General features: G+C 55.8%; 13 protein-coding genes and 1 tRNA gene. 5 read left to right on the forward strand and 9 right to left on the reverse strand.

What is annotated here, in order from left to right; translation table 11 throughout:
• Window positions 1-100: 100 nt before the first annotated feature.
• From glnH to FQ179_RS18360, 5 genes are all read right to left on the reverse strand, one after another.
• Window positions 101-865, reverse strand: coding sequence for a glutamine ABC transporter substrate-binding protein GlnH (glnH, locus tag FQ179_RS18340; RefSeq protein ID WP_149398744.1), 765 nt, complete (start codon window positions 863-865; stop codon window positions 101-103).
• A 236-nt stretch (window positions 866-1,101) separates the two neighbouring features.
• Window positions 1,102-1,890 carry a MetQ/NlpA family ABC transporter substrate-binding protein gene (locus tag FQ179_RS18345; RefSeq protein WP_149398745.1) on the reverse strand — a complete coding sequence of 263 codons (789 nt, stop codon included), beginning with the start codon at window positions 1,888-1,890 and terminating at the stop codon, window positions 1,102-1,104.
• Window positions 1,891-1,909: 19 nt separating this feature from the next.
• Window positions 1,910-2,569, reverse strand: coding sequence for a methionine ABC transporter permease (locus FQ179_RS18350; RefSeq protein WP_149398746.1), 660 nt, complete (start codon window positions 2,567-2,569; stop codon window positions 1,910-1,912).
• On the reverse strand, window positions 2,566-3,576 hold the full coding sequence (locus FQ179_RS18355) for a methionine ABC transporter ATP-binding protein (RefSeq protein WP_149398747.1): 1,011 nt from the start codon (window positions 3,574-3,576) through the stop codon (window positions 2,566-2,568). Before FQ179_RS18355 ends, FQ179_RS18350 begins: the two co-directional genes overlap by 4 nt.
• Before the next feature lie 270 nt (window positions 3,577-3,846).
• Window positions 3,847-3,922 (reverse strand) — tRNA-Lys (locus tag FQ179_RS18360).
• An 18-nt stretch (window positions 3,923-3,940) separates the two neighbouring features.
• Here FQ179_RS18360 and FQ179_RS18365 point away from each other — a divergent pair.
• A complete protein-coding gene (locus FQ179_RS18365) occupies window positions 3,941-4,807 on the forward strand; it encodes a metallophosphoesterase (RefSeq protein WP_149398748.1) in 867 nt (288 codons plus the stop codon).
• 354 nt (window positions 4,808-5,161) lie between these two features.
• Here FQ179_RS18365 and FQ179_RS18370 read toward each other — a convergent pair whose 3' ends face one another.
• Both FQ179_RS18370 and mnmC read right to left on the reverse strand, forming a co-directional pair.
• A complete protein-coding gene (locus tag FQ179_RS18370; RefSeq protein WP_149398749.1) occupies window positions 5,162-7,375 on the reverse strand; it encodes a glycoside hydrolase family 31 protein in 2,214 nt (737 codons plus the stop codon).
• A gap of 161 nt (window positions 7,376-7,536) precedes the next feature.
• Entirely contained in the window at window positions 7,537-9,468 is a 1,932-nt protein-coding gene (gene mnmC / locus FQ179_RS18375; protein ID WP_149398750.1) for an FAD-dependent 5-carboxymethylaminomethyl-2-thiouridine(34) oxidoreductase MnmC, read from the reverse strand.
• 93 nt (window positions 9,469-9,561) lie between these two features.
• Here mnmC and FQ179_RS18380 point away from each other — a divergent pair, with 93 nt between their 5' ends.
• The 4 genes from FQ179_RS18380 (at window position 9,562) to mgtE (ending at window position 13,592) form a co-directional block, all read left to right on the forward strand.
• Window positions 9,562-10,410 (forward strand): inositol monophosphatase family protein, encoded by an 849-nt coding sequence (locus tag FQ179_RS18380; RefSeq protein WP_149398751.1) that lies wholly within the window; start codon window positions 9,562-9,564, stop codon window positions 10,408-10,410.
• 56 nt (window positions 10,411-10,466) lie between these two features.
• A complete protein-coding gene (locus tag FQ179_RS18385) occupies window positions 10,467-11,669 on the forward strand; it encodes a M20 aminoacylase family protein (protein ID WP_149398752.1) in 1,203 nt (400 codons plus the stop codon).
• A gap of 89 nt (window positions 11,670-11,758) precedes the next feature.
• Window positions 11,759-12,103 (forward strand): acyl-CoA thioesterase, encoded by a 345-nt coding sequence (locus FQ179_RS18390; protein ID WP_370459898.1) that lies wholly within the window; start codon window positions 11,759-11,761, stop codon window positions 12,101-12,103.
• 13 nt (window positions 12,104-12,116) lie between these two features.
• Window positions 12,117-13,592: a magnesium transporter gene (gene mgtE, locus FQ179_RS18395; RefSeq protein WP_149398754.1), complete on the forward strand. Its 1,476-nt coding sequence runs from the start codon at window positions 12,117-12,119 to the stop codon at window positions 13,590-13,592.
• A 213-nt stretch (window positions 13,593-13,805) separates the two neighbouring features.
• Here the strand turns inward: mgtE and secA are convergent, their stop codons facing one another.
• Both secA and FQ179_RS18405 read right to left on the reverse strand, forming a co-directional pair.
• Entirely contained in the window at window positions 13,806-16,571 is a 2,766-nt protein-coding gene (gene secA / locus FQ179_RS18400; protein WP_149398755.1) for a preprotein translocase subunit SecA, read from the reverse strand.
• A gap of 94 nt (window positions 16,572-16,665) precedes the next feature.
• Window positions 16,666-17,670, reverse strand: a complete 1,005-nt coding sequence (locus FQ179_RS18405) for a M23 family metallopeptidase (RefSeq protein WP_149398756.1) — start codon at window positions 17,668-17,670, stop codon at window positions 16,666-16,668.
• Between the last annotated feature and the right edge of the window lies 1 nt (window position 17,671).

The following is a 17,671-nucleotide window of genomic DNA, read 5'->3' on the forward strand; positions in this document are numbered from 1 at the left end:
CTTAAAAAGTGCAGAGCTGTTCTGCAGCACCGGTGTTTCTGAACGAAAAACGGCGACCCGGTGTTTTCACCCGATCGCCGTACAAACAAAAGCGACTCGATCAATCGACCTTTGCGGCCTTGTCACCAAACCATTTGGTATACAACTCGTCATACTTGCCGTTATCGTGCAGAGCCTTGAGCGCCTTGTTTACCGTTGGCACGAGATCGCTACCTTTGGGGAAAGCAATGCCATAGTAGTCGCCACTTTTTAGTGCCCCAACAACCTTTACACGGCCCTTGCCACCCGTATTGGCGTAATACTGCACATTGGGCGTGTCGTGCACAACTGCGTCGACGCGGTTGGTCGCGAGTTCGAGAAATGCGTTGTCAATGTTGGGAAACAGCTTGAGCTTGGCCTGAGGCACGTTTTCTTTCAGATAATCGACAGTGGCTGTGCCTATTTTTACTGCCACAGTTTTACCTTCAAGGTCTTTGGCAGTTTTGATGTCGTTGGTCGCGTTATTGACCAGAATAGCCAGGCCGCTTTCATAATACGGGTCGGAGAAATCAATGACTTTTTTACGATCGTCACGTATGGTAATGCCGGCCAGCGCAGCATCAATGTTACCCGTCTGAAGGCCGGGAATAATGCCGTTGAAGTCCATGGGCTGCAGCTTGTACTTAAGGCCAGCCTCTTTGGCGATGGCGTCCCACAGATCAATATCGAAACCGGTGTACTTGCCGTCTTGCTTGAACTCAAATGGCACAAACGCCGTATCGGTCGCAACCAGCAGTTCCTTCTCTTGTGCCGAGACATGCATGGCAGGTAGCGCCATTGCCAGCGTCAAACCGACCAGTACAGCTTTGACTTTATTCTTGAACATAGAGGAGGCTCCTTTGCAAAAAGAGTATGGTAACCGAAAGCCATTTAAGGGCTGGCGGGAAAACCCTGCAAAAAACACCAAAAACGTGGCCAAACAAGGGTAATCCCGCAATAAAAACAGCATGAACTGCCATCCGTGGAAGGCACTTCATGCTGTATGGGCAAACTGACACATCTCGTATACCGGCCGCCTTGCCCTATTGGGCAAGGCCAAATCGTGCATTGCTCAAGAAAACATCAAAATGCAGGAACAATCGCGCCTTTGTACTGGGTTTTGATAAATTCGCGGGTATCAGCGCTATTCAAGGCCTGGACCAGCTTTTTGACAGCCGGGTCATCTTTTTTTGCGGGCGTTGTCACAATGATATTGGCGTAAGGCGAATCAGCACCTTCTATGAACAACGCATCTTTGAGAGGGTTAAGGCCCGCCTCCAGCGCATAGTTGGTATTGATCAACGCAAGGTCAACGTCAGGCAATACACGGGGCAGTGTCGCTGCCTCAAGCTCGCGAAACTTAAGCTTCTTGGGGTTTTCGACCACGTCACGCGATGTAGCCAAAATATTGGATGGGTCTTTCAGCTTGAGCAGCCCCTCTTTCTGCAACAACAGCAACGCCCGCGCCCCATTGGAAGGGTCATTAGGCAGAGCAACCAAGGCTCCCTCTTTTAGATCAGCAATATTTTTGATTTTTGTAGAATATGCACCAAAGGGCTCGACATGAACCAGCCCCACGGTAACGAGCTTGGTGCCGTGCTCCTTATTGAACGAATCAAGATAAGGCTGGTGCTGGAAAAAATTAACATCGATATGCCCATCGGCAACCTGTTGATTTGGCTGCACGTAGTCAGTAAACACTTTGATATCGAGTTCAACACCCTCTTTGGCCAATATTGGCTTGACGTGTTCAAGCAGTTCGGCATGCGGAACCGGCGTTGCTGCAACGCTAAGTTTTTCGGCATGAACCGGGCCTGCCAGCACGGCGGCAATACCCAAGGCAAGGGCGGGGACGAATTTTTTGAGCAACATGAGCAACTCCTGAGTGAGCTTATTTGCGGTTCAGCCTGGCGACAAGCCTGTCGCCAAACACTTGTAAAAGCTGAACCATGACAACAAGAATGACAACCGTCACGACCATGACGTCTGTCTGGTAACGCTGATAACCAAATCGCAGGGCCAGGTCACCCAGCCCTCCACCGCCAATTACTCCTGACATCGCCGAGTAACCGACCAGCGCAATGGCGGTGACAATGACGGCCGCCACAATACCTGTGGTGGCTTCAGGCACCAGCGCCATCAATACGGTCTGGCGGGAATTCGCGCCCATGGCGCGGCAGGCTTCTGATACACCGGGATCAAGTTCGCGCAGGACATTTTCTACCAAGCGGGCAAAAAATGGGGCGGCGCTGGCCACCAGTGGGGGAATCGCCCCCTGCACACCCAGCGAGGTGCCTGCCAGAACGCGCGTGAACGGGATCATGACGATGAGCAAAATGAGAAACGGCACGGAGCGCAACACGTTTACAACAAACGACAGCACATGATAAACCGGCGCGTTATCGAGTAACTGGTGCTTGCTTGTCAGAAACAGCACAATGCCCAGCGGCAAGCCAATGATGATCGTGAACAGCAACGAAAACCCTGTCATCAAGAAGGTATCTACGGTCGCTTCCCAGATGAGCGGCCAGTCTACGTTTGAAAACATCATGCCCTGAGTACCTCGCATTCAACACCTTCGGAAGCAAACAGCGATTCCAGCTGCTGCAACGCCGACGAGGCGCCCTGTGCCGCGATCACAAGCTGGCCATAGGGCGTGCCCTTGATGCTGCCCACCGAACCCTGCAAAATGCTCAGATCAACGCTCAACTCGCGGCTAACTCGGCTTAGCATGGGCTGCACAGTTGCGTCGCCCCGAAAACTAAGCCGCACCAGCCGCCCTTGCACCTGGTGCGCCATATCACGCCAACCCTCGGCGTCAATACCGCTTTCGGAAAGCAGAGACTGAGTAACCGGGTGCTGTGGATGCAGAAAAACATCTAGCACGTCACCTGCTTCAACAATAATGCCAGCATCAATGACTGCTACCTTGTCACACACACTGCGTATGACATCCATGCCATGCGTAATGAGGACAATGGTGAGGCCCAGACGCTTGTTGATGTCGAGCAGCAATCGAAGAATCGACTGTGTGGTCTCGGGGTCTAGCGCTGAGGTGGCTTCGTCACACAGTAAAAGCTCAGGGTGGTTGGCCAGTGCGCGGGCAATGCCTACGCGCTGCTGCTGCCCGCCCGATAATTGGCGAGGATACTTGTTGGCATGATCGGTAAGCCCCACCAGGTCCAGCATCTCTTGCGCACGCTTAATCTGGCTGGCACGGTCAAGCCCTGCCAGCTTAAGCGGAAACCTAACGTTATCCAGTACGGTGCGTGAACGCAGCAGGTTGAAATGCTGAAATACCATGCCTACGCGATGCCGGAAAACACGCAACTGGGCGTCGTTGTACTGTGTAATGTCTTCACCGCTGACAACAACACGCCCCTGGGTTGGGCGTTCGAGCAGGTTAAGCATGCGGATAAGCGTGCTTTTACCCGCGCCGGAGCGGCCAATAATGCCAAAGATTTCTCCCTGAGCAATAGTCAGGTCGACTCCCGCCAGCGCATGCGAAACACGGCCTGGCGAAGCATAAGTTTTGTGGATGTTTTCTAGGAGGATCAAGATGACAGCTTTCAGGGAACAAGCGTATGCTACAAAAAAACGCCTGCCTAATTTAACATAACAGATATTATCAAATTAGTAATTTCTTATAGCCCACAGACATATAAACCGTTGCGGGCATACCTTGCCAATAAGGCAGCACTTGCATCAGCCGCACGCTATGCCTATGGTATGCAGTAACGGCGCAACCCATCAACAAAACATGCACGTAGACTGAGCATATTGCTGGCAAAAAAAAACCAGCCACGAGGGCTGGTTTCCAAAACAGGTTGGTGGGTCGTGCGCGGCTCGAACGCGCGACCAACGGATTAAAAGTCCGGTGCTCTACCAACTGAGCTAACGACCCAACCGAAGAAGCGAGATTATGAACGAATATTTTTCAGCTGTCAAATCAAGCTGTGCAAATAGCCTATTTTGTCGGCTGCAGATTCTGTCAGACCTGCATTTGGGGGTGGCCGGCATGGCTCATCCTCATACTGACGCAGACATAGTTATCCTGGCAGGCGACATCAGCCGACCAGCCCAGGCTATCGCCTGGGCACGCGATTTTGAACAGCCTGTGCTGTATGTGCCCGGAAACCACGAGTTTTATGGCAGCAATCTTCCTGACACCATCAAACAGCTAAAAGAACTGGCCAGTGGCACGCAGATCCATGTGCTCGACAATGACGAAATCATCTTGGGCGGCGTTCGCTTCCTGGGCAGCACACTGTGGAGTGGCTTCAATCTTTACGGCTCAGGGCCGCGCCGTGAGCAAGCCATGCAGAAAGCAGTTGAAATGATCCGTGATTTTTCTCGTATTGGTTCAAGTGAAAAAGCTGGCACCACGTTAACGCCTCTTGAAGTGGAGCGCGTCTTCGTAAAAAATTGCCAATGGCTTGAAAACAAACTATCGCAGCCTCACGCCGGGCCCACTGTGGTCATTACCCATCATGCGCCATCGACGAAAAGCGTGCATCCACGCTTTGAATGCTCGCTGATCAACTGCTGCTTCGTGTCAGACAGCGACCACCTTATGAGCGCCGACCGCACAGCGCTTTGGATACACGGGCATACGCACGACAGTTTTGACTATACGGTGAACGGCACCCGCGTAGTGTGCAACCCTCGTGGCTACGTACGCGACGACACAATAGAAAACGCCACCTTCAACCCCACACTAACGATTGATGTACCACTGCAGGCTGCTGTTTTATCATCCACAGACAGCAAGGAAGGCGCCAAGGCATAACGTAAACTGCCTCAAACCCCCTGCCACGGCCTTTTCTTAGGCCTGACGCCCCTGCTGCAATGCCAGCGCCTAGAGCGCCTGCTGGGATTGCTGTGAGGGCGTTGTTTTGGAGAGTAATGTGGGAATCGCTGCTGGGATCATTGTAAGGATCGTTGCAGGGGATCAATGCTGGAATCCCGTAGAGATCGCTGCTAGGATCCCTGCTGGAATCGCTGTAGGGGTCGCTGCAGGAATGAATCGCTGTAGAGGTCGTTTCTAGGACCGCAGCAGGAACCGCCTTAGCGGTCGCTGCAGGAATGAAGCAGCTGGGGAAGTCGTCAGTACTGCGGTAACGACCATGCCCCCAGCACGCGTTTAACGTGCGCGTGAAATACGCACTTCAGCACCGCGCCGCTTGACCTCAAGCCCCTCGGAAGGCAATATGCGCAGCCCCTCAAGGCCTTTGATATAGCTGGAACCCTGCATTTGCATAACGCGAATTTTATTGCGCATGACTACGGGGCTGTGCTCGGGCATGCCGAACATCCATACCTCATCAAGAATACGGGCCGAGTTGAAGTCCCCCGAGTGCTGTACGGTAGGGCCGAGACACAGCATATGCCCCTCGCGACCAAACAGTGGCAAGGCATCAAGCCCTACTTCGACAGTCCAGGTTGTGCCGCCCTCGTAACGCCAGCCAGTGTTCAGATCCCACCATGCGTCGCCGGCAGGCAGATATACCTGCACCTTGTTACCGGGCTGAACCACTGGTGCCACCAACAAAGCAGGCCCAAGCATATATTGCGTATCCCACTGCTGGGCTACGTAGTCAGTTGGGAACGCAAGCGCCATTGAACGCTGCACAGGCTGACCCGTGCGTACAGCCTCTTCGATAATGCCCAGTACATAAGGCACCAGACGATATCGCCATTGCAGCCAGTGGCGCACCAGCTCTTGCGTGGCTTCGTCAAAGCTGGATGGCAACAAGCCTGGCAGGGCTTGAAAACTGAAGTTTCCTGAAAAGACACACATGGCAAGCCAACGCACGTATAGCTCTGGCGTCATGTCATCAGTGGGATGAACCGCAGAACCCAAGGCATGCATCTGTACAGGCACGCTGCTGTTACCCAGCGAGAGCGCCGTGCGCAACGTGTGCTCCATGGCCTGCCAGTTATTGCCGGTACGCGGCCCCGTTTGCCACGCGAAGCGCTGAACGGAAGGGAAAAGGTCGGCACTGCAGACCACGCCCTCTTGCGGCGTTTTGTGGCCCGCGACGGCATCAAACAATGCCTGACGTACCAGCATGGGATAAAGCGTGCGCAGCAGCGCGCCGCTCTCACCCCCGCGGGCAGTTATGTCGTCAGGTATATCGAATTGCGCGTTGCAGGAAGGTGCCACCAGACCATCTTCAAAACTCTGACGCTGGCGCTCAACCCACAGCTTATAGACATCTTTGTGAGTGAGGTCGAGCAGACCAAACGGCCTGCCGCCCGTGGCCTCAATGCCTGGCAACACCAGCGCCTCGCTGTCGTCATTTATGAGCAGCCAACCCCGGTCTTCCCAGTCGGAAAACAAATCGGTGTCTGCAAGTACGCCCGGAAACGTAGGCCCAGCCAGCTGCAGAGTGGCTTCTTCACAACGGCCCGCGAGCTCGCGCATGTCAGTGATGCGTGAAGCATCCCACTCAAAAGCCGGCTTGTCGGTCTGGAAACCATTGAGCGCAGGCGGAGCAAGATTGACAACATCAAGCCCCCATTGCTGGGCGCGGAAGTTTTGTGCGACCTGAAGAATCTCATCAACCGACTGGCCGCTGGCCTGATCGAGCCAAACCCCCATGAGCGGCAGGCCAGGCTGACCTGCACGGCCAGTGAGCGCCGTGTACTGGTTGATGATTTCGGCAGGCTCACCGATAAATATAAACAGATCGAAGATTTCGTCATGCAGCGTAAGCTGATACTGACCGGCATCGGTCGCACCGAAATCGTGCTCGACGCGCGAGAGCGTGTTCAGATACAACCCCCAGCCACGCGTGCTCCAGACTAACGGCAATGCCCGTGCGGCAGCGTCATCAGTAACAAGATGCGAACCATTGCGATCGAGCTGACCTGGGCACTCACCCGCGCCATAAAGCAGATCGTCGCCATCGAGCTCTGCACAGAACTGCCAGATAGGTGTGTCACCCTCGGCAAGCCCCAACGTAGCCCCATCGACGGTAGAAAACACCAGATCGTCGTTGCGCCATACTGAGATATGCATGGAAGAACGGGTAAGTTCGAGCGCAATATCGCCTTGCTCAATGCGCCATCCCTCGTGAGACAGGTCGGTTACCGAGCTGACGGCAAGCTCGCCAACGGCTTCTTCGCGTGCCAGAAGCATTTGCGCCCTGGCTCTGGCGCGAGCATTGGCCTTTTCGGGCAAGAGTTCATCAGGCTTTGCACAACGAACCCGGTAGACCCCCGGAGCATGCGCTTCAATTTGAAGCTGCAGCCCGACATTGCCCGCAAAAAATTCGGCGCGCATCGATTTGGATGACAGGAAGTCCAGGTCGGCAAGTTGCGTCACGTGTTCAAGATTAGACTTGGGCGGCACAGCGCAATCCTCTGGGCTTTCGCCCGTAAAGCATTCAAAAGCCATTATTTTGACGGATTTGAGCTATAAAATAAAATCGACAGTATTCATGCGCCTTTCAAAACGCCTGAAAACTGCCCCGAACAGGAATAGACCTGCAAATTGAATTACAGTAAAGCCTGCTAGCGTGGCGAAATTCGGTGCAAAAGCTCTCGTTCCAGCGGCACAGGCTCATTGCCCAGGCGTGCGGCAATAATATCGCCTGCCAGCGCCGCCCAGCTCAACCCCCGCGAGCCATACGCGCAAGTTAGCCACAGGCCGGTCTCCCCCCGTACATCATCCACCATCCCCCGCCGCTGTGCAACATCTTGCACACTTTGAGGTAAAACATTGCACGCCTTGCCAACAACTGGCAGGCGGTCAGAGAGCATTGCACGCCAGCCAGCCCAGCCGTCCAGCACACCCGGCATGACCCCCGACGGCGGAAAAGCCTGATTTAGCAAAGCGGCCTGCCTTGCCATCACCTCACGATGCCCCTGCTCGGTAATGGCACTGGCGACGGCACGAGGTTCATACGTACTGCCGGCCACATAACGCCCCTGAACTGACGGCAGACCATAACCTGCACCCGCCACAATCGCGCTCAGTGCGGGCGCATCATCGGCTGGCAGGTAGCTAACCTGGCCTGCCATGGACAACATGGCCGAAAGCAGCGGCGGGACTGTCTGCCCCGGAATCGAGGAAAACAAACTCGGTACCGCCCGAGCATTGGCCAGCACCACCTGAGAGGTACGCATCAGGAACCTGTGTTGCGTATCAAACAGCTGCCACATGCCACACGCGTCGCGGCGCAGCGCACCGACCGCGCGCGCTTCGCACCGTATGCCTGGCTGACTGAACAAGGCCTCAAGCAAGAGCTCAGGCCTCACAACCTGGCCCTGCTCAAACCAGAGCCCCCCGGCGTCCAGTGACACTCCTACTCTATCAGATGCCTCTTGGGCATCGAGCCAGCGGACCCAATCGGGAGGAAACTTTAAAAATGCGAGCGCTTTGTAACACGTGGTCACGTCTTCGGGTGCTCGCATAATATCAAGTGTGCCGCAGACCTTGGGACGAGCTCCCAACCCCAAGCCTTGCCATCGTTGCAGCGCGCGCAGGCAGCCAGCGCGACTCAGTCGCGCCCGAAAATCGTCATCACCACTGATGAGAGGGGTAAGCCCCGCAGCCAAATGGCCCAGGTGGCTGGCCCCCAGGCCTTGCGCGAAGACGGGGTCAAAGACGGTCACTTCGTGCCCACGCAGGGCGAGCGCCTGCGCCACCCCCGCCCCTGCCAGGCCACCCCCGATGATCGTTACGGGGTCAAGCACACGCCGACCACCTGCCGGACGTCGTATTTCGGGCCTGAGCACCGCAAGCGTCATTTCACGCTTACCGCCAAAGCCTGCCACTTTTTTGACCAGAAAGCCAGCATTGGCAAGGTCACGCCTTACCTGCCCCGCGCAACACCATGTGGCGACCGTTGCGTCTTTATTCGCCATGCGCACCATCTGCCCGAACAAAGCGGGCGACCACATATCGGGATTGAGACGGGGCGCAAAACCATCGAGAAAAAATGCGTCTACACGGGCCGACACTTGACGGGCCAGGCGCTGGATGGGCCCGAATGCCAGCGTGAGCGTAACTGCCCCACCCTCGAACTCTAGCCTGTGCATACCGGGCAGCAGCGGAGGCCAGGCTTCGGCTAGTTGCGCGGCCAGCTTGCGCTCGGGCCCATCAAGATACGTCAGCAGAAAGCCGCTCATATCAGCGCGTGAAAAAGGATACGCCTCAAACGACACCATGTGCAGCCGCGCAGGGCGGGCTGGGTCATTACGCCATGCATGCCACAGCATCAGAAAATTATGGCCCAAGCCAAAACCCGCCTCGCAGACGGTAAAGGTGGATTTTCCGCGCCAACGCTCTGGCAGGTTATTGCCTACGAGAAAGACATTGCGCGCTTCATCCAGTGCCCCGGCGCGCGCATGGTACACATCGCCAAACCTGGTGCTGAACGGAACCCCATTTTCATTAAACGACAGGGTGGCCGGAATGAGCGGCTGATAGGAGCGAGGCATAAACCTTTGAAACCCAAACTGAATAGTCATCACGTACAATGCGTGGTGTGATTGAGCGCGCAGTGCTCATGTCGACAAAGGGCCTTAAACACGATGCAACCAACCCGTCTTCCTCTCAGCGACTGTCTGGACGCCGCCGTTACGGCCGCGCACGCCGCTGCGGCCATTTTACAGGCGTACTCGCATAATCGGGCAGATCTGGTTATCGACACCAAAATGCGCAATGATCTAGTCTCGCAGGCTGACCGCGAATCTGAAAACGCCGTCATCGAAATATTGCGCCAGCGCACGCCCGACTATGGCATCGTAGCCGAAGAGAGCGGTGGGCAGACAGCAGGCCTGGCGAGCTGGTATATCGACCCGCTTGATGGCACCACCAACTTCTTGCATGGCATTCCGCAATATGCAGTGTCCATTGCATTGATTGCGCATGCAGGCACCCTGGTCGATGGCGACAAGCCTCTTGAGCGCGACACACCCGTCATAGGGGTAGTGTACGACCCCAACCGCGAAGAGCTTTTCACAGCAATGTACGGCGTAGGTGCGTGGCTTAATGAACACCGCATCACGGTATCAAACGCAAGTTCGCTGGCAGACTCGGTCGTGGGTACGGGTTTCCCGTTTCGCGATTTCTCGTTTTATGATGAGTACATGCCCACACTGCATCATGCCATACGGCATACACGTGGCGTACGGCGTCATGGCGCTGCAGCGCTAGATCTTGCCTGGGTAGCCTGCGGCCGATACGACGGCTACTGGGAAATGGGTCTTGCCCCTTGGGACGTTGCTGCTGGCACCGTTATTGTGCGCGAGGCGGGTGGCATATGCGAAGACATCCGCCATCAAGACTCATGGCCCATCAAAGGCTATGTCTATGCAGGCAACGAGCACACGGCACCGGCTCTTGACGCCATGATCCAGCCTCACATGAAAAAAATCTAAAATACCGACTTAGCTCGCCAACGGTTTCACCCTGACAATACATAGGACACTTGGCCATGAAACTTGCTGAAACTATCGTTGGATGGAAATCCGAAATTGCTGCCATACGCCGCGATATACATGCACACCCCGAACTGGCTTACGAAGAAGTCCGTACTGCCGACCTTGTAGCCTCAAAGCTAGAGTCCTGGGGCATCACCGTTCATCGCGGCCTTGGCGTAACAGGGGTGGTGGGCGTAATCGAAGGCAACACCCAAAATGGTTACGCTCTGGGCTTGCGCGCCGACATGGACGCCCTGCCCATGCAAGAGGCCAACACCTTCGAGCATGCCAGTAAGTTTCCAGGAAAAATGCACGCCTGTGGCCACGATGGCCATACCGCCATGCTACTGGCTGCGGCACGCCACCTGGCCCAGCACCGTGATTTCGGCGGCACTGTCTACGTCATATTCCAGCCTGCCGAAGAAGGCTTCAGCGGTGCAAAGGCCATGATCGACGACGGTTTGTTTACCCGCTTCCCCATGCAGGCCGTTTTCGGCATGCATAACTGGCCTGGTATGCCGGTAGGCACGTTTGCTCTACGCCCAGGGGCCATGATGGCGTCCAGTAATACGTTCGAGATCCGCATTGAGGGCAAAGGTGCCCATGGCGGTATGCCCAACCTGGGCAACGACCCAGTCATGGCCGCCGTGCAGCTGGCACAAGCCCTGCAAACCATTATTTCACGCGAGCTAGACCCACTCGACAATGCCGTTCTCAGTATCACGCAAATACACAGCGGTTCAGCCGACAACGTCATTCCTAACGAGGCTTTTCTGCGCGGTACAGTACGCACTTTTTCAGAAGCCGTGCTCGATCTCATCGAAACGCGTATGCGCGACATCGCCACGCTGAGCTGCCAGGCCATGAAATGTTCAGTCGACTTTGCCTTTCATCGCAAGTACCCCCCCACGCTCAACGAAGAGGGGGCCACTGCATTTTGCGCCCAGGTCATCGAAAGCATTGTGGGAAAAGAGCATGTCAGACAGTCAATCCGCCCTTCCATGGGCGCCGAAGACTTTGCGTTCATGCTTCTGGAAAAACCCGGCTGCTATGTATGGATCGGCAACGGGGACGGCGACCATCGCGAAGGTGGTCACGGCCTGGGCCCCTGCATGCTGCACAATGGCAGCTACGATTTCAACGATGACCTTATCCCGCTAGGTGCCACGTATTGGGTGGAACTGGCCCGCCAATGGCTGGCAGCACAACCCGCCTGAGCACCGTAATTTATGGAACTGCGACGTTGAATACCGAGAATCACGACACTACATTACCCCCGCCCGAGCGGCGCGCCATACTGCGCGTCATGCCACAACCCTCTGATGCCAACCTCCATGGAGATGTCTTTGGCGGGTGGATCATGTCGCAAGTTGATATCGCCGGCTCCATACCGGCCACTCGCCGTGCAGGCGGGCGCGTCGCCACCATCGCCGTTAACTCATTTACGTTCAAACAGCCCGTATTCGTAGGTGATCTGCTCAGCTTTTATGCCGACATCATCAAAGTAGGCACCACTTCAATCACGATTTCCGTTGAAGTGTATGCCGAGCGCCAGCGCATGGAAGCTGAAGTCGTCAAAGTAACCGAGGCTATTCTTACCTACGTCGCGACTGACGATCAGCGCAAACGCCGCGCCATTCCACCTGTTTAAAGCAAGGCCACACATGCCGGATCCCCAGCAACGGGCGGAAAACGTCCCGCTCTCCATTCCGCGCCGTCTCGAGCCTGAAGATGCACAGCTGGCACTGCAAGAGCTGCAAACCATCCTGAAGCGTCAAGATGTTGTGGAATCGCTCGCCCAGCGTCACGAGTCCGACGACAAATCGCATCAGCTCGGAGGCCTGCTGCACAAGCAGCACGAAAACGAGATCCGGGCGATTATCAACGATCTGCATCCGGCTGACATTGCCTTCATTCTCGAATCGTTGCCGGTGCAGGAGCGACAGGTCGTATGGCAACAGGTCAGTGCCGAACATGACGCCGACGTCCTGCTCGAAGTCGATGACTGGGCCCGCGAGTCACTCATCGAATCCATGGACCACCAAGATCTGGTGGCCGCCACCGGCACCATGGATGCCGATGAAATCGCTGACCTGGCGGCAGACCTTCCGCCCGACGTCATTGCCGAAGTACAAAAAGGCCTGACTGAAGGCGAACGCGCGCAGTTACTCGAAGCCATGGGTTACCCCGAAGACACGGTCGGGGCGATCATGGAATTCGAAATGGTCAGGGTGCGGGAAGATGTATCGCTCGAAGTGGTGCTGCGCTATCTGCGCCGTCTGCAAGAACTGCCCGATCACACTGACCAGATCTTTGTCGTAGACCGTCAGGACAAGCTTCAGGGCACGCTGCACCTGACATCGCTGCTGGTCAAAGACCCAGAAACACTGGTGTCGTCAGTTATGCTTACCGATTACCTGACGCTCAACCCGCTCGACTCCGACGCCGACGCAGCAGGCGCCTTTGAGCGCTACGATCTGGTGTCCGCACCTGTGGTGGACGATCAGGGCCGGCTGATCGGCCGCGTCACCATTGCCGACGTTGTTGACGTTATCCAGGAAGACTCACAAGAGCAAGCACTGTCGCGTGCAGGTCTGCAAGAAGAAGACATCTTTGCCCCCCTGTCAGACGCGCTACGCAACCGTGCACCGTGGCTGTTTATCAACCTGTGTACCGCCTCTATTGCATCGCTGGTCGCCTCACGTTTCGAAGGTACGGTTAGCCACATCGTGATTCTTGCCTTCCTGATGTCCATCGTGGCGGGCATAGGCGGTAATTCGGGCAACCAGACCATGACAATGATTATCCGCGCACTCGCTGTGGGGCGCGTAACAGGCTCAAACGCGTGGACACTGGTCAAGCGCGAGCTAATCGTTACCCTGCTGGTTGGCCTGTGCGGCGGTCTTGTCGCCGCCGCCTTCGCCTGGGCTATCTCTGGGTCAGCAGCTATTGCCGGCGTCATGATGGCGGCCATGGTATGCAACATGCTGATCGGTGCGACGCTGGGTGTTTTAATACCCATGCTGCGCGACAAGTTTGGCAAAGATCCCGCCATGGGCTCATCGGTACTGCTTACCTTCGCCACCGACTCGCTGGGCTTTTTTATATTTCTGGGGCTAGCGACGATATTTCTGATTTAAGTGTATCGGCTTCGCGCTGGAGCACACACTTAAATCAGTCGCACGCTCCAACATGTGAGTACTCAAGCAACCGCATTGCCTACCTACCCGGCACGCTTGCCGTATAAATTGCAGGCTACGCCTGAAATACGGGGCATGCCCCGCATCACTAAGCCCACGAATGCTCGCGTTGAGTGATGTACTCAAAACGAGCCGCTTTGTTGGTTTACGCCCTTAAGCCAGGCGCCCGTGGCAATGCTTATACTTTTTGCCACTTCCGCATGGGCATGGGTCGTTACGGCCCACTTTTGCGGCTCCAGCAACACCTGCTGCCGCACCCGCTGCTGCGCCAGCACGGCCCTGGGCAGAGTCTTCAGCAATACCCGGATCTTCGCCACTGAGCGCCGCATCATAATCGGAGTGATGGTAGCGCACATTGTCGAGAGCGGGCTCGGCTTCTTCTACCTGAACCTGCTCGCGCGACTGAATACGCACCGTCATCAACGTTTTAACGACTTCGTCGCGCACACGGTCAAGCATGGCGGAAAACAGTTCAAAGGCCTCGCGCTTGTACTCTTGCTTAGGGTCGCGCTGCGCATAGCCGCGCAAATGTATACCCTGCCGCAGATGATCAAGTGAGGAAAGATGGTTGCGCCAGTGCGTGTCAATGGCCTGAAGCAACATGGATCGCTCAAACGGCGCCCAGCCCTCTTTGCTTACCAGGTCAACTTTGGCCTGATAAAGACGATGAGCCTCGGCCAACGTACGCTCTAGCAGATCGTCATCGGTAAGACTAGGCTCTTTCTCGAGCATATCGAGCAACGGCAGGGAAATTTGCCATTCAGACTCAAGCACGGCCTGCAGCCCGGCGATATCCCATTGTTCTTCGACCGAATCGTCAGGCACAAACGCCCTGAACTGATCAGAGATGGCAGCCATGCGCAGGTTTGCGATGGTGTCAGAGACGTCTTCAGACTCAAGCACTTCGTTGCGCTGCGTATACAGCACCTTGCGCTGATCATTGGCCACATCATCGTACTCAAGCAGCTGCTTACGCACGTCAAAGTTGCGAGCCTCTACCTTGCGTTGCGCAGACTCGATGGAGCGCGAAACCATTTTGGCCTCAATAGGCTCGCCTTCGGGCAGACGCAGACGTTCCATAATGGAACGCACACGGTCACCCGCAAAAATGCGCATGAGCGAGTCTTCAAGAGACAGATAAAAACGTGATGACCCTGGGTCACCCTGTCGCCCTGCACGTCCGCGCAACTGGTTGTCGATACGCCGCGACTCATGGCGCTCGGTACCAATAATGCGCAACCCACCTGCAGCCTTGACGGCCTCATTGGCCGGAGCCCATTCTGACTTGATCGCCTTAGCGCGCTCTTCTTTCTCGGCATCGCTCAGAGATTCGTCAGCCCATATGAGCGCTACCTGCTTCTCGACGCTGCCGCCCAGCACAATGTCAGTGCCTCGGCCAGCCATGTTGGTTGCAATGGTGATATGGCCGGGCTTGCCAGCCTCGGCGACAATTTCGGCCTCACGCGCGTGCTGCTTGGCGTTTAGCACTTCATGGACCAGCCCTTCTTTCTGAAGTTGAGTAGAAAGGCGCTCAGAGTTTTCGATACTGGTGGTACCCACCAGAACAGGCTGGCCGCGCTTATGGCAATCTTTGATGTCGTCCAGAATCGCGTGGTATTTTTCGTCATCAGTCTTGAACACCTGATCGTTCTGGTCATTGCGAACCATTGGACGGTTGGTGGGGATAATGACGGTTTCAAGCCCGTAGATTTCCTGAAACTCGTAGGCTTCCGTGTCAGCCGTACCGGTCATGCCGGACAGCTTCTCGTACATGCGAAAGTAATTCTGGAAGGTAATGGATGCCAGCGTCTGGTTTTCGTTCTGGATCTTGACGCCTTCTTTAGCCTCGACCGCCTGATGCAGGCCATCAGACCAGCGTCGGCCTGCCATGAGACGCCCGGTAAATTCGTCAACAATGACGACTTCATCGTTTTGCACCACATACTGCTGGTCACGGAAGAACAACGTGTGGGCACGTAGCGCCACCATAAGATGGTGCACCAGCGAAATATGCCGCGGGTCGTAAAGCGACTCGCCATCTGGCAACACACCAATCTCGGCCAATACCTCTTCTACACGTATCTGGCCCGCCTCAGACAAAAACACCTGCTGGGCTTTTTCATCTACCCAGTAATCGCCCTCTGGCTCAGGTTCTTGGGGTTTGGGCTCGGCAGCCATGCGTTTGAGCATGGGCGGCACGACGTTAAGGCGTATATACAACTCGGTATTGTCTTCAGCCTGCCCTGAAATAATGAGTGGAGTACGCGCCTCATCGATAAGAATGGAGTCAACCTCATCGACAATGGCATAGCTAAGTGGGCGCTGGCGACGATCTTCTGCGCGGTATTCCATGTTGTCGCGCAAATAATCAAAGCCATATTCGTTATTGGTGCCGTAAGTAATATCGGCCTGATAGGCTGCCTTTTTTTCGTCGTTTTCTTGCTGCGGAACGACCACACCCACTGACATACCCAGGAAGTTGTAAAGCCGACCCATCCACTCTGCGTCACGCCTGGCGAGGTAATCGTTAACCGTTACAACATGCACGCCTTTACCGGTGAGCCCGTTCAGGTAAACAGCCAGCGTCGCCATAAGCGTTTTACCTTCGCCCGTGCGCATTTCGGCAATTTTGCCATTGTGCAGGGCGATGGCACCCATCATCTGGACGTCGAAATGCCGCATGCCGAACACCCGCTTGCTTGCCTCGCGCACCACAGCGAAGGCCTCGGGAAGCAAATCGTCAAGCGAGGCCCCCTCTGCCAAGCGCTGGCGAAGCGCCGGCGTTTTGCCAGCCAGCTCCTCGTCAGACAGCGCCTGCATGGCAGGTTCAAGCGCGTTGATCTGCGCCACCTGTCTGCGAAATTGCTTGAGGATGCGGTCGTTGCGACTGCCAATCAGCTTTTTGAGCAAAGAAACCATTCTTGTGTCGTCGATGCCGGCACGCCCGTCACGGCGCAACCTTGCATGCTATGTCAATGGGTTGGCGGAAGATTCCGCAGGAAAACGCTACAGTTTAACGCAGCTGCGGCACATTGGCTTTTTTGCTGCCAGAGACACTGGCCACCATAGGGGCAGAATCGTCTTGCGAAGGCAGAAATAGCGTGGGATCTAGCGGATGGCCAGCCATCCGCACTTCGAAGTGCAAATGCGGGCCTGTGGAACGGCCTGTGGAGCCAACCCGTGCAATCACCTGGCCTTTCTCGACGAGATCACCCTGCTTGACGTTAACAGAGGAGGCATGCGCATAACGAGTAACCACACCATTGCCGTGATTGATTTCGACCAATTTTCCGTAGCCTGATACATAGCGGGCCTCGGTAACTACCCCGCCGGACGCAGCGTGAATGGGAGTGCCACGTGGGGCCGCAAAATCAAGCCCTTCGTGCATGATGTGGCGGCCACTGATGGGATGACGGCGCCAGCCAAACGATGAACTCAGGTAGGGGTAATCGACCGGCATGATATCGGGCAGGCCCGCTTCAACGCCCATACGCTTGGTAAGCACCAGATCAAGCATGCTGAACCAGTCTTTCTGCTCGGAGAGCTGATGGGTTAACTCGTCTAGCTGACGACCAAGACCCTCTGCACTCCAGCTAATTCCGGCAGGCCTTGCCCCAACTTGGGTGGGTATGCCAGCCTGTATGTCGTCCATGATGACAGGCTCGTCAACGACAGGTTGGGCCAGGCTGGTGAGTATTTCGGGGTCGGTGTACGAAACTCCGGCCGCATCCGCAACACGCTTACTCAGGCCATCCATGGCAATAAGCTGCGCTTTAAGATCGCCCACTTTGACAGCGAGCTGATTGACGTTTTCGCGCACATAGGCAGAATCTCGTGAGACCTGATCGCTGATGATGCGCTCTTGATGGGGGCTTAACATGATCTGGTCGGTCTCAGCCAGGCGTGACTGAACCAGCGCGCCTGCTGCTGCCGAAACACCCATGGCAGTAATGGCCGCCAGCGCAATGAATACGCGCCGCAAGCCGTTAGGGTTAGAATGAACTGTACGATTCCGCATA

Origin of the sequence: Pusillimonas sp. ANT_WB101, assembly GCF_008369125.1 — a bacterium.
Classification (GTDB): Bacteria; Pseudomonadota; Gammaproteobacteria; order Burkholderiales; family Burkholderiaceae_B; genus Allopusillimonas.

Excerpts from the sequence above, each read along its gene's own strand:
- glnH (WP_149398744.1), bottom strand. The coding sequence starts at position 865 with ATGTTCAAGAATAAAGTCAAAGCTGTACTGGTCGGTTTGACGCTGGCA.
- FQ179_RS18345 (WP_149398745.1), bottom strand. The coding sequence starts at position 1,890 with ATGTTGCTCAAAAAATTCGTCCCCGCCCTTGCCTTGGGTATTGCCGCC.
- FQ179_RS18350 (WP_149398746.1), bottom strand. The coding sequence starts at position 2,569 with ATGATGTTTTCAAACGTAGACTGGCCGCTCATCTGGGAAGCGACCGTA.
- FQ179_RS18365 (WP_149398748.1), top strand. The coding sequence starts at position 3,941 with ATGAACGAATATTTTTCAGCTGTCAAATCAAGCTGTGCAAATAGCCTA.
- mnmC (WP_149398750.1), bottom strand. The coding sequence starts at position 9,468 with ATGCCTCGCTCCTATCAGCCGCTCATTCCGGCCACCCTGTCGTTTAAT.
- FQ179_RS18380 (WP_149398751.1), top strand. The coding sequence starts at position 9,562 with ATGCAACCAACCCGTCTTCCTCTCAGCGACTGTCTGGACGCCGCCGTT.
- FQ179_RS18385 (WP_149398752.1), top strand. The coding sequence starts at position 10,467 with ATGAAACTTGCTGAAACTATCGTTGGATGGAAATCCGAAATTGCTGCC.
- FQ179_RS18390 (WP_370459898.1), top strand. The coding sequence starts at position 11,759 with ATGCCACAACCCTCTGATGCCAACCTCCATGGAGATGTCTTTGGCGGG.
- mgtE (WP_149398754.1), top strand. The coding sequence starts at position 12,117 with ATGCCGGATCCCCAGCAACGGGCGGAAAACGTCCCGCTCTCCATTCCG.
- secA (WP_149398755.1), bottom strand. The coding sequence starts at position 16,571 with ATGGTTTCTTTGCTCAAAAAGCTGATTGGCAGTCGCAACGACCGCATC.
- FQ179_RS18405 (WP_149398756.1), bottom strand. The coding sequence starts at position 17,670 with ATGCGGAATCGTACAGTTCATTCTAACCCTAACGGCTTGCGGCGCGTA.